Genomic DNA, 13174 nt, shown 5'->3' with positions numbered 1-13174 from the left:
TCTCACACAGTGGGCAGATGGCTGCGTGAACGCGCGGCATCCAACCCGCACAAGGTCGCGATCGATGACCGCGGAGTGGGCGTGGACTACGCGACGTTGACGGGTCGTGCAGAGCAGCTTGCGACTCGTCTTCAGGAGGCGGGGTACGGGGCAGGTCAGCGCATTGCCACCGTGTCGGGGAACTCGACCGACCACGTTGTCGCTTTCTTCGCCTGCGCGTTCCTCGGCATCGCGTTCATCCCGCTGTCGTGGCGGCTGACGCCGACGGAGCTGTCCGCTCTCATCAGGCGAAGCGGCGCAGGACTGGTGCTCGTGGAAGATGAGCACATCGCGCTTGCGGGAACGGCGCTTCAGATGCTGGAGCACGAGGCGCCCGCGTATGTCTTCCTCGGCGCCACCGGGGTTGAGGCGCAGGTTCCCGTCCCGGCAATCACTGCTGTGAGGCGGCCGGTGCGCGACGATGACCCGCTACTGGTGATCTTCACCTCCGGCAGCGAGGCCGCGCCCAAGGGCGTCGTGCTCACCCACGAGAACTGCTTCTGGACGAACATGGCGCTGTCGCGGATCATGCCGATGATCTCCACCGATGTGGTGCTGGCCATGTTGCCGCAGTACCACGTCGCCGCGTGGAACGTGCAGCCGCTGCTGGCCTGGTGGATGGGCGCGACGGTTGTGCTCGAGCGATCCTTCCAACCAGGACGTGTCTTGCAGCTCATCTCCGAACGCCGGGTGACAACGATGATGGGTGTGCCGACGCAGTACCGCATGTTGCAGCAGGCTCCCGGCTGGCAAGGCACCGACCTGTCGAGTCTGCGCCACGTATTGGTGGGCGGGGCGACGATACCGGAGACGCTGGCTGAGGTCTGGGCAGACCGCGGTGTCGGCATGACCCAGGGGTACGGGCTCACCGAGGCCGGACCCAATGTGCTGGCTCTTCCCGCCGAGGAGCTCGCCACGCACCGCGGCACGGTAGGGCGTCCATACCCGTCCGTCGACGTCTGCCTCGTCGATGTCACGACAGAGCTGGAGCTCGAGGGCGAGACGACCGGAGAGCTCTGGGTTCGCGGCCCGAGCACCTTCGCGGGTTACCTCGATGATGCGGATGCCACCGCCCGTGCGCGTTCGGGGCCGTGGCTGCGCACCGGTGACCTCGCGCATCGGGACGCCGAGGGCATTTACCGCATCGTCGACCGACTCAAGGAGATCTACGTCTCCGGCGGAGAGAACGTCGCCCCGGCTGAGGTCGAGGGCGTGCTCGCGCAGCATCCGCTCGTGGACTCCGTCGCTGTCGTCGGTGCACCCGATCACGTCTGGGGCGAGCGCGGCATCGCGTTTGTCGTCGCCCGCACGCCGTTCTCCGTCGACGAGCTGCTCGCCTTCGCGAGGGAGCGACTCGCCGCCTTCAAACTCCCGGCACGGATCGTCTTCGTGGACGAGCTGCCGAAGTCGACGATCGAGAAGATCGCTCGTGCGGCGCTGCGCCGAAGGGCCGCCGAGCTCGTGTCGGCAGATCAGGAAGAGGATGCTGATGACCGAGTCCGTTGAGATCATCGCCGACGTCAACGTGTCGCAAGCGACCGGGCGTCCACTCACCAAACGCGGCGAAGCGACCAGGCGCAAGCTGCTGGAAGCGGCGGAGTCGGTCTTCGCCGAGCTCGGATACCACGAGGCGTCGATCGTGAAGATTACCGAGGCGGCAAGGGTCGCGCTCGGGACTTTTTACCTGTATTTCGACAGCAAGCAGACGATCTTCGAGGCGCTTGTCATCGACTTGAACCGTCGCGTTCGTCACTCGATGTCCGAGTCGATGGCGGAGGCCGAGAACCGTATCGAGGCAGAGCGGCTCGGGTTCGAGGGCTTCTTCCGTTTCACCGCGGCCCACCCCGCGCTGTACCGCGTCGTACGGGAGGCGGAGTTCGTGTCGCCGGCGACGTTGAAGCTGCACTACGAGCGCATCGTCGACGGCTACCGTGCAGGGCTACGCGATTCCCAGCAGAACGGTGATGTCGACCCGCAGCTTGACCCCGAAGTAGCAGCCTGGGCGCTGATGGGCGCCGGCGAGCTGATCGGTATGCGCTACCTGCTTTGGGAGCGCGATGCGGATGGCCACACACCTGCCGCAATCGACCCTGCGGTGATCGATGGGATGACGCGGTTCATCGGCAATGCGCTGCGCCCCACTGGGGTCGCACGAGCAGCGGCCGAGATGCCGGAGAAGGAGAACGAGAATGGCTGAGCAAGATCTGGCCGGACGCCGCGCCGTCATCACCGGGGGAGCGAGCGGAATTGGACTCGCGTGCGCGCAGGAGTTCGCCGCACGCGGGGCCCACGTGGTCATTGCCGATCTCAACAAGGATGCGGCGGAGGAACACGCTGCTGCCATCGGCGGCGAAGCCTGGGCGGTCGACCTGTCCGACACCGCGGCACTCGACACGCTGAAGTTGGATGCAGACATTCTCGTCAATAACGCCGGCATCCAGCGGGTCAACCCGATTCAGGATTTCGTCCCCGATGACTTTCGCACGATACAGCGCATCATGCTCGAAGCGCCCTTCCTTCTCATCCGCGCTGTGCTGCCGGGCATGTACGAGCGCGGGTGGGGGCGGATCATCAACATCTCCAGCGTGCACGGCCTGCGCGCCAGCGCCTTCAAATCCGCCTATGTCGCAGCCAAGCACGGCTTGGAGGGCCTGTCGAAGGTGACCGCACTTGAAGGCGGCCCGCACGGCGTGACCAGCAACTGCATCAACCCTGCCTATGTGCGCACCCCGCTGGTCGAGAAGCAGATCGCCGATCAGGCGAAGGTACACGGTATCCCGGAGAGCGAAGTCGTCGAGAAGATCATGCTCACGGAGAGCGCTGTGAAGCGACTCGTAGAGCCTGGCGAGGTCGCGTCGCTCGCCGGCTGGTTGGCGTCACCGCACGCGTCGATGGTCACCGGAGCGTCATACACGATGGATGGCGGATGGAGCGCTCGATGAACACGCACAGCTATCGGACGATCGACGTCCCCGTCAGCGGCGGCAATCTGCGCGTAGGGATCTGGGATCCGGTTGTGCCTGCCGACGGCGCACCATCGGTTCTCGCGATCCACGGTGTGACCGCATCACACCTGGCCTGGCCGTTCGTTGTCGCTGAGCTCGCCGGCGTGCGCGTGATCGCACCCGACCTGCGCGGGCGTGGAGCGAGCAACTCGATCGCGGGCGCCGCGGGGATGGCCGCGCACGCGGATGATCTGAGCGCCGTGCTGGATGCTCTGGCGATCGGGTCAGTGCCGGTGATCGGTCACTCCATGGGAGCCTTCGTCGCAGTGGTCCTCGCGCACCGTCACCCCGAGCGCGTGCAGCAGTTGATTCTCATCGACGGCGGGCTTCCATTGGACGTTCCGTCCGGTGTGGAACCCGAGCAGCTGGTGTCGCTGATCCTTGGACCGACAGCAGATCGCCTGTCGCGCCGTTGGACCAGCGTCGCCGATTACACCGACGGGTTCTGGCGGCACCATCCCGCATTCCAGGATGACTGGAGCGAAGAGCTCGAGCAGTACATCGCGTACGACCTTCATCCGGATGGAGATCAATATCGTCCGGCGACGAGTTATCAGACGACGGTCGAGGACACGATCGACCTGAACCTCGGCTCCGCGCTGACGGAGGCACTTGCGGTTCTCCGGCATCCGACGCTGTTCATCACCGCGTCCCACGGACTGCAGAACGAGGAACCAGGGCTGTACTCCGCCGCGCACCGCGCGAAGCTTCTCGCCGCGTATCCTGCGATCAGGCATCAGCACCTCGACGGGCTGAACCACTACACAGTGGTGATGAGCGCGCGAGGTGCGAAGGGTCTGTCGCCTCTTCTTCGGGTGGACCTCGGTACTGCGATCGTCTGATCGGAGCGAATTCAGCGCCTCGTGCTCGCGATCCGCGAGGACAGCTGGTGCGCGTGCGCGAGCAGGGTGCGTCCGAGTTCGGCGACGCGGTCTGGGCCGAAGCGGAATTCCACGCCGGTCAAACTGAGCGCCCATTCTGGCCGTCCCGTCCGGTCGAACACCGCTGCCCCCATTCCCCAGCTACCTTCGACGATCAGCCCAGGATTGATAGCGAAGCCACGCTCCTTCGTCTCAGCCACCCTCGTGCGCAGCGGTTTTGTGCTGTGGGTGCGTCCCCAACGTTCACTGAGTTCCGGATGCCGTTCGAGGTAGGCATCCACATCGTGGTCAGGCAGGAACGACAGGATCGCGAGGCCTGCGCTGGCCACGCCGAGTGGGAAGCGCACACCCTCGCTGAGGACGAAAGAGCGGATCGGGAACGAGCCTTCTTCGCGTAGCAGGCACACGGTCTCATCAGCGCGCCGTACCGAGAGGAATGCACTCTCCTCTGTCTTCACAGCGAGTGAGCGAACGATGTCGCGTGCCAACGCCGTCACGTCGTATCGCGCCGCGGCGACAGCGCCCATGAGGAACAGTTCGGGGCCGGGCATCCATCTGGCCGTCTGGTCATCGCGATCAACCAAGCCCTCTACGCGCAGGGCGCTGAGCAGCCGATGCGTCGTGGAGCGCGACAGATCTGCCTGACGCGCGAGGTCCTGCAGGCTCGCACCGTTCTCGCCTCCTGCAGTGACGAGGCGCAGCAGGCTCGCGGCGCGGGCCACTGCCTGCGTTCCGGGGACCGAAGGTGCTGAACTGTTCACAATGTGGACGTTACCGAGAAGAACACCCACATCGCAAGACCGGAGCTTCCGTCGGGCCGGAAAGAGGCGGATGCTGGAAGTAGACCTCACACGAAGGAGTGCTGCATGATCGACAAACAATGGGCCACTGCGGCAGAAGCAATCACTGACATTCCGAACGGCGCGTCCCTGGCAGTCGGAGGCTTCGGGCTCTCCGGAAACCCGATTGCCCTCATCGAAGCGCTGCTCGCACAGGGCACGACCGACCTGAGCATCGTCAGCAACAACTGCGGCGTCGATGACTGGGGCCTCGGCATCCTGCTGAATGCCCAGCGCATCCGCAAGATGACATCGTCGTACGTCGGTGAGAACAAGGAGTTCGAACGACAGTTCCTCTCCGGTGAACTCGAGTTGGAGCTGACTCCCCAGGGCACGCTGGCTGAGAAGCTGCGTGCCGGAGGATCCGGTATTGCCGCATTCTTCACTCAGACCGGCGTCGGCACACAGGTCGCCGAGGGTGGACTGCCACGGCGCTACAACCCGGACGGCACTATCGCCGTCGCCTCCCCGGTCAAGGACACCCGTACCTTCGATGTCAACGGAACGCCCAAGGAATTCGTGCTGGAAGAGGCGATCACGACAGACTTCTCGATCGTGCACGCGCTCATGGGCGACCGGCACGGCAACCTGGTCTTCAACAAGGCCGCCCGCAACTTCAACCCGATCGCAGCCATGGCGGGTCGCGTCTGCATCGCGCAGGTGGAGCAACTCGTTGAGCCGGGTGAGATCGACCCGGATCACGTGCATCTGCCTGGCGTGTTCGTGCACCGTGTCATCGAGGTGGGCACCGACATCGAGAAGCGCATCGAGCGCCGCACCATCACGAAATCCGAAACCGCAAAGGCAGGAGTCTGACATGGCACTCACCCGCGAACAGATGGCGGCCCGTGCGGCTCTCGAGCTCACCGATGGCTCCTATGCGAACCTCGGAATCGGTCTGCCGACCCTGGTTCCCAACTATGTCCCAGAGGGCATCACCGTGGTGTTGCAATCCGAGAACGGCATTCTGGGTGTCGGTCCGTATCCGACCGAGGACGCCGTCGATGCGGATCTCATCAACGCCGGAAAGGAGACCGTGACGACGCTGCCCGGCACGGCATTCTTCGACTCGGCCACCAGCTTCGGCATGATCCGCGGCGGGAAGATCGATGCGGCCATCCTCGGCGCGATGCAGGTTTCTGCAAAGGGAGATCTCGCCAACTGGATGATTCCAGGAAAGATGGTGAAGGGCCCAGGCGGCGCGATGGACCTCGTGCACGGCGCAGGCCGGCTCATCATTCTGATGGAGCACGTGGCCAGGGACGGCTCCGCGAAGATCGTGAACGAGTGCTCGCTGCCGCTGACCGGGCGGGCAGTGGCACACCGGATCATCACCGATCTCGCCGTCATCGACATCACAGACGCCGGCCTCGTCCTCGTAGAGACCGCACCAGGCGTAAGCGTTCAGGAAATCATCGACGCAACAGAGCCGCCGCTGATCATCTCACCAGAGCTGAAGGAACAGTCATGACCGACATCGTCATCGTCGCCGCCGCACGCACACCCCAGGGCCGCCTGAAGGGACAGCTTGCCTCGTTCACGGCTCCCCAACTCGGGTCCTTCGCGATCAAGGGTGCACTTGCGCAGGCATCCATCGATCCCTCGGCGATCGATGCCGTGATCGTCGGGCAAGTGCTCTCAGCGGGCTCTGGACAGAACGCCGCACGCCAGGCTGCGATCGGCGCTGGACTCGGTTGGGACGTCCCTGCGCATTCGGTCAACAAGGTCTGCCTGTCTGGCCTCACCGCCATCATTGATGCCGCCAGGATGATCCGCACCGGGGATGCCACGACCGTCGTGGCCGCCGGTATGGAGTCGATGACACGCGCACCGCACTTGCTGATGGGCTCGCGTGACGGCTGGACCTACGGCAGCGTCGAGGTTCTGGACCACATGGCCTTTGACGGGCTCACCGACGCCTACGACGAAGAGAGCATGGGCGCATCGACCGAGCGTCACAACGACCGCTTCGAGCTCACCCGCGAGGCGCAGGATACGGTGGCAGCGCTGTCGCATCAGCGTGCTGCCGCAGCATCCGAAGCGGGTATCTTCGACGCCGAGATCGTACCGGTCGAGGTACCTCAGCGACGGGGGGAGCCGGTCGTGGTGACCCGTGACGAAGGCGTTCGGCCTGAGACGACCGTCGAAACGCTCGGCAAGCTCCGCGCGGCGTTCGCCGAGGGCGGATCAATCACTGCCGGCAACTCCTCGCAGATCTCGGACGGGGCCTCTGCCGTCGTCGTGACCTCGCGAGAGAACGCCGAGGCGCAGGGATGGCCGGTGCTCGTCACAATAGGTGCCAGCGGCCAGACCGCAGGTCCGGACAACTCGCTGCAGGCGCAGCCGGCGCAGGCGATCCAGCGGGCGCTCGAAAAGCAGGGGATCACCGCCGCAGATCTCGATGTGCTGGAAATCAATGAGGCGTTCGGCGCTGTTGTCGCCCGCTCTCAGACTGAACTCGGCGTGTCCAGCGACATCGTGAACGTCCATGGAGGCGGGATCGCGATCGGGCATCCGATTGGCGTGTCCGGCAACCGACTGGTTGTGCACCTGGCTCACGAGCTCGTTCGCCGGGGGAGCGGCACTGCCGCTGTCGGGCTGTGCGGTGGTGGCGGTCAGGGAGAGGCACTCATCCTTACCCGCTGATCTCACCCGCTGACGGGAAGGAAGCCTCAGCGCTTCTGGGCGGCCTTGAGCTGCTTGTCGAGCTGTTTGGCTTCCTTCTTCATGCGCTTGGTCTGCTTTGCCGCAAGCGGAGAGTCCATGGCGACGGTGACGCCACGTTCGTTGCGGCGCATATCGACCGCGGCACCGATTGCGAGCGCGAGCGTGATGCCCCAGCTCAGCCACGCAAGCGCGGCGCGCCAGGTGATCGGCGCCTCACGCGTGCCGCGAAGCAGTGACACACCCGTGGTCAATGCTGCGATGAGCCCGGTGCTGAAGAGGTAGCGCATTCCTCCAATCTACCTTCGCTCAGGTGGCGCGGCTAGAATGGGCGGCGGCGCTTCGGCGTCTGAAGCTGTGTAACTACCGGCCGTCGGCACTCCGACGGACAGCGGCGGCACCAGATCCCCGCGTCCTTGGGCGCGCGAGAGTCATGACCCACACACACGCACCCACTCAGCCTCCCGAGCCGACGAAAACCAGCCTGCTTCACGTCGCAGGTTTCCCCTACTTCCTGGTCGCCTTCGTGGCCCGCCTCCCGTTCGCGATGATGGTGGTTGGCGTTCTCACCGTCGTCGTCTCCGCCCGCGGATCACTGTCTCTCGGCGGGCTGACCTCAGCTGCTGTCGGCCTCGGCACCGCCTGTTTCGGACCGCTGCTCGGTGCGGCTGCTGATCGATTCGGCCAGCGAGGCGTGCTCGTGCTTCTCGCCGTCTCCAACGCAACGATGCTCATCGTCTTCACGCTGGTCGTCTACAGCGGGTCTACGGATGCCTTCGTGCTGTTGGCCGCGTTCGGCATCGGCGCCACCGCACCGCAGGTTGCCCCGATGTCGCGCTCTCGACTCGTTGCGATGATCAACGAGCGGATGCCGGAACGCACGCGCGTGCGCACAGTGTCGCGCACCATGGCGTACGAATCGGCTGCAGACGAGACTGTTTTCGTTTTCGGCCCCTTCATCGTCGGTGTCGCCGCCTCAGTGATCGCCCCCTGGGCACCGCTGGTGGGCGCCGCGGTGCTGACGGTGTTGTTTGTCGGTGCCTTCGCCCTGCATCCGAGTGGACGCCATGTCTCGCAGGAGCGCGATGCCGACGGCCGGGCGCCCTCGAAGGTCACCGAACTCTTCCGTCCGCAGCTGCTTGTCGTGGTTGTCGGAATTCTCGGCGTCGGCATTTTCTTTGGCACGATGCTCACCGCATTGACGTCGTTCATGGCCGATCGAGGCGCTCCCGAGCAGGCGGGTGTTCTGTACGGCGTGATGGGCGTCGGATCCGCGATTCTCGCTCTCGGAGTGGCGTGGCTGCCACCGCGATTCTCCTTGCGCGCGCGTTGGTTGGTCTTCTCCAGCATCCTGCTGCTCGGTTCGCTGTTTCTCGCCGTGGTCGACACACCCGGAGCCATGATGGTGGTCCTGGGCGTCATGGGAATCGGAATCGGACCGACACTGGTCACCCAGTACAGCTTCGGCGCGGCACGCAGTCCGCTGGGCCGCTCTGCCACCGTCATGACGATGCTCGGCTCCGGTGTGATCGTCGGCCAGTCGATCGGAGCAGCGGTCACCGGAGAGATCGCGGAAAAGCTGGGCACCACCCCTTCGCTGCTGCTGCCGATGATCGCGGCGGCGATCGCCTTCCTCGCCGGCGTCGTGAACTGGTTCCTGAGCAGGGTCCAAATAAGGACTCGCTAGCCTGGGGTCACTGATCCACTGTGTGAGGAGTCACCATGGCCACCGCAGATTTCGTCGTCGTTGCTAACAGGCTGCCGGTCGATCGCGTGGTGGGAGCGGACGGCACCGAGATCTGGCGCACCTCGCCGGGCGGTCTGGTCGCGGCGCTTGAGCCGGTGATGCAGCAGGTGGATGGCGCCTGGGTCGGGTGGGCAGGTCAAGCCGACCTGGAGCTCAAGCCCTTCGAAGCCAATGGCATCCGGCTTATCCCGATCGCACTGTCCGCGCAAGAAGTCGCCGAATACTATGAGGGTTTCTCGAACGACACGATCTGGCCGTTGTACCACGATGTCATCGCCCCACCGCAGTTTCACCGCGAGTGGTGGGACTCATACGTCATCGTCAACAGGCGCTTCGCCGAAGCAGCGGCCGCTACTGTTTCGGAGAACGGCACAGTCTGGGTGCACGACTACCAGCTGCAGCTCGTCCCAGAGATGGTGCGTGCACTGCGCCCAGACGTGACGATCGGGTACTTCCACCACATCCCGTTCCCGATGCACGGGCTGTACGCACAGCTGCCGTGGCGCGATCAGATGCTGCGAGGTCTGCTGGGCGCCGATGTCGTCGGGTTCCAGCGGGTGCAGGACGCCTCCTACTTCCTGGCTGCCGTTCGGCGCCGACTGAAGTATGAGGTGAAGTCCACGACCGTCGCGGTACCAGGCGAGGATGGCGCCCGGACGGTCATCGCGAAGGCCTTCCCGATCTCGATCGACACCACGCCATATCTCGAACTCGCGGCAAAGCCGGAGGTACAGGCCAGAGCCATCGAGATCCGCGAGAGCCTGGGCAATCCGAAGACGATCCTGCTGGGCGTTGACCGCCTCGACTACACCAAGGGCATCCGTCATCGGATCAAGGCCTACGGTGAGCTGCTCGCAGAGGGACGTCTCGAGGTCGAGGATGTCATCCTCATCCAGGTCGCGAGCCCGAGTCGTGAACGGGTGGAGGCCTACGTGCAGCTGCGCGACGAGATCGAACTCGCCGTCAGCCGCATCAACGGCGACACCGACACGATGGAGCACTCGGCGATCCGCTACCTGCACCAAGGATTCCCGCGTGAGGAGATGGTGGCGCTGTATCTGGCCGCCGATGTCATGCTCGTCACGGCGCTGCGCGACGGTATGAACCTTGTGGCAAAGGAGTACGTCGCGACACGCACCGACAACCGGGGCGTGCTCGTGCTCAGCGAGTTCACCGGCGCTGCCGACGAACTCCGTCAAGCGGTTCTCGTCAACCCGCATGACATCGAGTTCCTGAAAGACGCGATTATGACTGCGGTGGAGATGAGGCCCGCTGAGCAGGGCAAGCGGATGCGGTCGCTGCGGCGCCGTGTACTCGAGCACGATGTCCAAGCCTGGTCATCCTCGTTCTTGAACGCTCTCGCGACAGTCCGCTCCCAACGTGCGTGAGAGGCTGGTCGGGATCGAACCCGATGAGGAGACGCTGTGACCCGCACCTGGACCCCTGGATCCGTTGATGACGCGCTGACGAAGATCGCCAGCACACCGCGACTTGTTGTCGCGCTGGATTTCGATGGCACCGCGTCGCCGCTTGTGGCTGAGCCCATGGCGGCGCGCGCGCTCCCTGAGGTGAAGGCGCAGCTCGAGCGACTCGCGGCGCTGCCCGACACGTTCATCGCGTATGTGTCCGGTCGCAGCATGCACGATCTGAAGGAGATCACCGAGCACACCCCCGACTCGCTCGTCGCTCTGGCAGGCTCTCATGGTGCCCAGTACTGGTTTCCCGGGACCGGCGATGCCGACACGCCCGGGGACACCACGCAGGAGGGTGCTCGCGAGGCGCTCTGGGCGGCCGCTCAGCCGATCGTTGACCGCTACGAGAACGTGCGCCTCGAGCCGAAGACTTTTGGCATGGGCATCCACACTCGCCAGGCGACGCCCGAAGTTGAGGCCGCCGTGTTCGCGGAGATCGACGCTTTGGTTGCGGAGCGTTTCCCGCAGTGGCGGCGCCGGTCTGGTCATCGCGTGCTGGAGTTTTCATCACGTGTCGAGGGCAAAGACGCCGCGATGACCGTGCTGCGCGAGCACTTCGGTGCCACCGGCATCCTGTTCGCTGGCGATGACGTGACCGACGAAGACGCGATGCGGGTGCTGCAGCCGGGTGATCTGGGCCTGCGTGTCGGCCCAGGGGAGTCTGCCGCGGCGCTCCGTGTGGACTCTCCACAAGAGATGGCCGCTCTTCTGGAGGCGCTCGCGACCGAGCGGGCCGCCGGACGGGAATAGACTGCCGTCATGTCCTCGCAAGATCCTGCTTCGAACGCGCCCATCGACATCAAACCCCGCAGCCGTGTCGTCACTGACGGCATCGAGGCTACGACCTCCCGCGGCATGCTTCGTGCCGTCGGTATGGGGGATGCCGACTGGGACAAGCCCCAGATCGGAATCGCGTCCAGCTGGAACGAGATCACGCCGTGCAACCTGAGCCTGGATCGTCTTGCTCAGGGCGCGAAGGAGGGCGTGCACTCCGGCGGCGGCTATCCGCTCCAGTTCGGCACCATCTCGGTCTCTGACGGCATTTCGATGGGCCATGAGGGCATGCACTTCTCGCTGGTCTCCCGCGAGGTCATCGCCGACTCGGTCGAAACGGTCATGATGGCAGAGCGGCTCGACGGCAGCGTGCTGCTGGCCGGCTGTGACAAGTCCATCCCCGGCATGCTCATGGCCAGTGCGCGTCTGGACCTGTCCAGCGTGTTCCTGTACGCCGGATCCATCGCACCCGGCTGGGTCAAGCTCTCGGATGGCACCGAGAAGGACGTCACGATCATCGACTCCTTCGAGGCCGTCGGCGCGCACCGTGCCGGTCTCATGAGCGAAGAGGACCTCAAGCGCATCGAGTGCGCGATCGCCCCGGGCGAAGGCGCCTGCGGCGGCATGTACACCGCCAACACGATGGCGTCTGTCGCCGAAGCGCTCGGACTCAGCCTCCCCGGTTCAGCGGCGGCGCCTGCGGCAGATCGCCGGCGTGATTACTACGCGCACCGCTCTGGCGAGGCCGTGGTCAACCTGCTTCGCCAGGGCATCACGACACGCGACATCCTCACTCCGGAGGCGTTCGAGAACGCGATCGCACTCGCGATGGCGCTCGGCGGCTCGACGAACGTCGTCTTGCACCTGCTGGCGATCGCCCGTGAGGCGGAAGTCGAGCTGAACCTTCACGACTTCAACCGGATCGGCGACAAGGTGCCGCACATCGCGGACATGAAGCCGTTCGGCAAGTACGTCATGAATGACGTCGACCGTCAGGGCGGCATCCCCGTCATCATGAAGGCGATGCTCGATGAGGGTCTGTTGCACGGCGACGCGCTCACAGTGACGGGCAAGACCCTCGCGGAGAACCTCGCGGATCTCAACCCGGCGCCGATCGACGGCGAGGTCATCCACACGTTCGACAACCCGATCCACGCCACCGGAGGCCTCACCGTCCTGCACGGTTCGATGGCACCAGAGGGCGCAGTCGTGAAGACGGCTGGCTTCGACGCGACCGTGTTCGAGGGCCCGGCTCGCGTCTTCGAGCGCGAGCGTGCGGCGATGGATGCTGTCGCGAACGGCGAGGTCGAGGCAGGCAGCGTGGTCGTGATCCGCTATGAGGGCCCCAAGGGTGGGCCCGGTATGCGTGAGATGCTCGCGATCACCGCAGCCATCAAGGGCGCTGGCCTCGGAAAAGATGTACTACTGTTGACTGACGGACGATTCTCAGGCGGCACAACCGGCCTGTGCATCGGCCACATAGCACCCGAAGCGGTGGACGCAGGTCCAATTGCCTTCGTGCGCGATGGTGATCTGATACGGGTCGATATCGCAGCTCGCTCTCTTGACTTACTCGTCGATGATGCAGAGCTCGCATCCCGCCGTTTTGGCTGGGAACCACTGCCCCCGCGCTATACCCGTGGCGTTCTTGCCAAGTACGCAGCCCTCGTGCGCTCCGCCGCCGAAGGCGCGACGACCGGTTGATCCACGTCGGCGTACTGTCGACGACACTTCAGATCATCAAGGAAAGACA

At 64.9% G+C, this 13174-nt stretch carries 13 protein-coding genes; 11 read left to right on the top strand and 2 right to left on the bottom strand.

Annotation, left to right across the window (positions count from 1 at the left end):
• Positions 1 to 9: 9 nt before the first annotated feature.
• Genes ACSU1G_RS03015 through ACSU1G_RS03000 form a run of 4 tightly spaced genes read left to right on the top strand, consistent with a single transcriptional unit; the run spans position 10 to position 3886 of the window.
• Positions 10 to 1545: a class I adenylate-forming enzyme family protein gene (locus ACSU1G_RS03015; protein ID WP_439278406.1), complete on the top strand. Its 1536-nt coding sequence runs from the start codon at positions 10 to 12 to the stop codon at positions 1543 to 1545.
• Positions 1529 to 2236, top strand: a complete 708-nt coding sequence (locus ACSU1G_RS03010) for a TetR/AcrR family transcriptional regulator (RefSeq protein WP_439278405.1) — start codon at positions 1529 to 1531, stop codon at positions 2234 to 2236. The genes ACSU1G_RS03015 and ACSU1G_RS03010 overlap by 17 nt, the downstream gene beginning before the upstream one ends.
• On the top strand, positions 2229 to 2981 hold the full coding sequence (locus ACSU1G_RS03005) for a 3-hydroxybutyrate dehydrogenase (protein ID WP_439278404.1): 753 nt from the start codon (positions 2229 to 2231) through the stop codon (positions 2979 to 2981). Before ACSU1G_RS03010 ends, ACSU1G_RS03005 begins: the two co-directional genes overlap by 8 nt.
• The gene (locus tag ACSU1G_RS03000; RefSeq protein WP_439278403.1) at positions 2978 to 3886 is read left to right on the top strand and encodes an alpha/beta fold hydrolase; all 909 of its coding nucleotides are present in this window, start codon (positions 2978 to 2980) and stop codon (positions 3884 to 3886) included. Before ACSU1G_RS03005 ends, ACSU1G_RS03000 begins: the two co-directional genes overlap by 4 nt.
• An 11-nt stretch (positions 3887 to 3897) precedes the next feature.
• On the opposite strand, the gene ACSU1G_RS02995 is transcribed toward ACSU1G_RS03000, so the two are convergent.
• The gene (locus ACSU1G_RS02995) at positions 3898 to 4686 is read right to left on the bottom strand and encodes an IclR family transcriptional regulator (protein WP_439278402.1); all 789 of its coding nucleotides are present in this window, start codon (positions 4684 to 4686) and stop codon (positions 3898 to 3900) included.
• Positions 4687 to 4791: 105 nt separating this feature from the next.
• Between ACSU1G_RS02995 and ACSU1G_RS02990 the strand changes: the two genes are divergently transcribed.
• Genes ACSU1G_RS02990 through ACSU1G_RS02980 form a run of 3 tightly spaced genes read left to right on the top strand, consistent with a single transcriptional unit; the run spans position 4792 to position 7410 of the window.
• Positions 4792 to 5580, top strand: a complete 789-nt coding sequence (locus ACSU1G_RS02990) for a CoA transferase subunit A (RefSeq protein WP_439278401.1) — start codon at positions 4792 to 4794, stop codon at positions 5578 to 5580.
• 1 nt (position 5581) lies between these two features.
• Entirely contained in the window at positions 5582 to 6235 is a 654-nt protein-coding gene (locus tag ACSU1G_RS02985) for a 3-oxoacid CoA-transferase subunit B (RefSeq protein ID WP_439278400.1), read from the top strand.
• On the top strand, positions 6232 to 7410 hold the full coding sequence (locus tag ACSU1G_RS02980; protein WP_439278399.1) for an acetyl-CoA C-acetyltransferase: 1179 nt from the start codon (positions 6232 to 6234) through the stop codon (positions 7408 to 7410). Before ACSU1G_RS02985 ends, ACSU1G_RS02980 begins: the two co-directional genes overlap by 4 nt.
• Before the next feature lie 26 nt (positions 7411 to 7436).
• On the opposite strand, the gene ACSU1G_RS02975 is transcribed toward ACSU1G_RS02980, so the two are convergent.
• Positions 7437 to 7718, bottom strand: coding sequence for a hypothetical protein (locus ACSU1G_RS02975; RefSeq protein ID WP_439278398.1), 282 nt, complete (start codon positions 7716 to 7718; stop codon positions 7437 to 7439).
• 143 nt (positions 7719 to 7861) lie between these two features.
• On the opposite strand from ACSU1G_RS02975, the gene ACSU1G_RS02970 reads away from it, so the two are divergent.
• The 4 genes from ACSU1G_RS02970 to ilvD are packed head-to-tail and all read left to right on the top strand — an operon-like array spanning position 7862 to position 13125.
• The gene (locus ACSU1G_RS02970) at positions 7862 to 9115 is read left to right on the top strand and encodes an MFS transporter (RefSeq protein ID WP_439278397.1); all 1254 of its coding nucleotides are present in this window, start codon (positions 7862 to 7864) and stop codon (positions 9113 to 9115) included.
• Positions 9116 to 9150: 35 nt separating this feature from the next.
• Positions 9151 to 10563, top strand: coding sequence for an alpha,alpha-trehalose-phosphate synthase (UDP-forming) (locus ACSU1G_RS02965; protein ID WP_439278396.1), 1413 nt, complete (start codon positions 9151 to 9153; stop codon positions 10561 to 10563).
• 36 nt (positions 10564 to 10599) lie between these two features.
• Positions 10600 to 11397, top strand: a complete 798-nt coding sequence (gene otsB, locus ACSU1G_RS02960; RefSeq protein ID WP_439278395.1) for a trehalose-phosphatase — start codon at positions 10600 to 10602, stop codon at positions 11395 to 11397.
• A gap of 9 nt (positions 11398 to 11406) precedes the next feature.
• The gene (gene ilvD / locus ACSU1G_RS02955) at positions 11407 to 13125 is read left to right on the top strand and encodes a dihydroxy-acid dehydratase (RefSeq protein ID WP_439278394.1); all 1719 of its coding nucleotides are present in this window, start codon (positions 11407 to 11409) and stop codon (positions 13123 to 13125) included.
• Positions 13126 to 13174 lie beyond the last annotated feature (49 nt).

The organism is Microbacterium sp. A93 (assembly GCF_051842835.1).
The sequence above is the reverse complement of the archived record's forward strand: the minus strand, read 5'-3'. Positions and strand labels throughout refer to the sequence as shown.

What these genes read in the sequence shown, in the direction of transcription:
- ACSU1G_RS03010 (WP_439278405.1), top strand. Translation starts at nt 1,529, where the DNA reads ATGACCGAGTCCGTTGAGATCATCGCCGACGTCAACGTGTCGCAAGCG.
- ACSU1G_RS03005 (WP_439278404.1), top strand. Translation starts at nt 2,229, where the DNA reads ATGGCTGAGCAAGATCTGGCCGGACGCCGCGCCGTCATCACCGGGGGA.
- ACSU1G_RS03000 (WP_439278403.1), top strand. Translation starts at nt 2,978, where the DNA reads ATGAACACGCACAGCTATCGGACGATCGACGTCCCCGTCAGCGGCGGC.
- ACSU1G_RS02990 (WP_439278401.1), top strand. Translation starts at nt 4,792, where the DNA reads ATGATCGACAAACAATGGGCCACTGCGGCAGAAGCAATCACTGACATT.
- ACSU1G_RS02985 (WP_439278400.1), top strand. Translation starts at nt 5,582, where the DNA reads ATGGCACTCACCCGCGAACAGATGGCGGCCCGTGCGGCTCTCGAGCTC.
- ACSU1G_RS02980 (WP_439278399.1), top strand. Translation starts at nt 6,232, where the DNA reads ATGACCGACATCGTCATCGTCGCCGCCGCACGCACACCCCAGGGCCGC.
- ACSU1G_RS02975 (WP_439278398.1), bottom strand. Translation starts at nt 7,718, where the DNA reads ATGCGCTACCTCTTCAGCACCGGGCTCATCGCAGCATTGACCACGGGT.
- ACSU1G_RS02970 (WP_439278397.1), top strand. Translation starts at nt 7,862, where the DNA reads ATGACCCACACACACGCACCCACTCAGCCTCCCGAGCCGACGAAAACC.
- ACSU1G_RS02965 (WP_439278396.1), top strand. Translation starts at nt 9,151, where the DNA reads ATGGCCACCGCAGATTTCGTCGTCGTTGCTAACAGGCTGCCGGTCGAT.
- ilvD (WP_439278394.1), top strand. Translation starts at nt 11,407, where the DNA reads ATGTCCTCGCAAGATCCTGCTTCGAACGCGCCCATCGACATCAAACCC.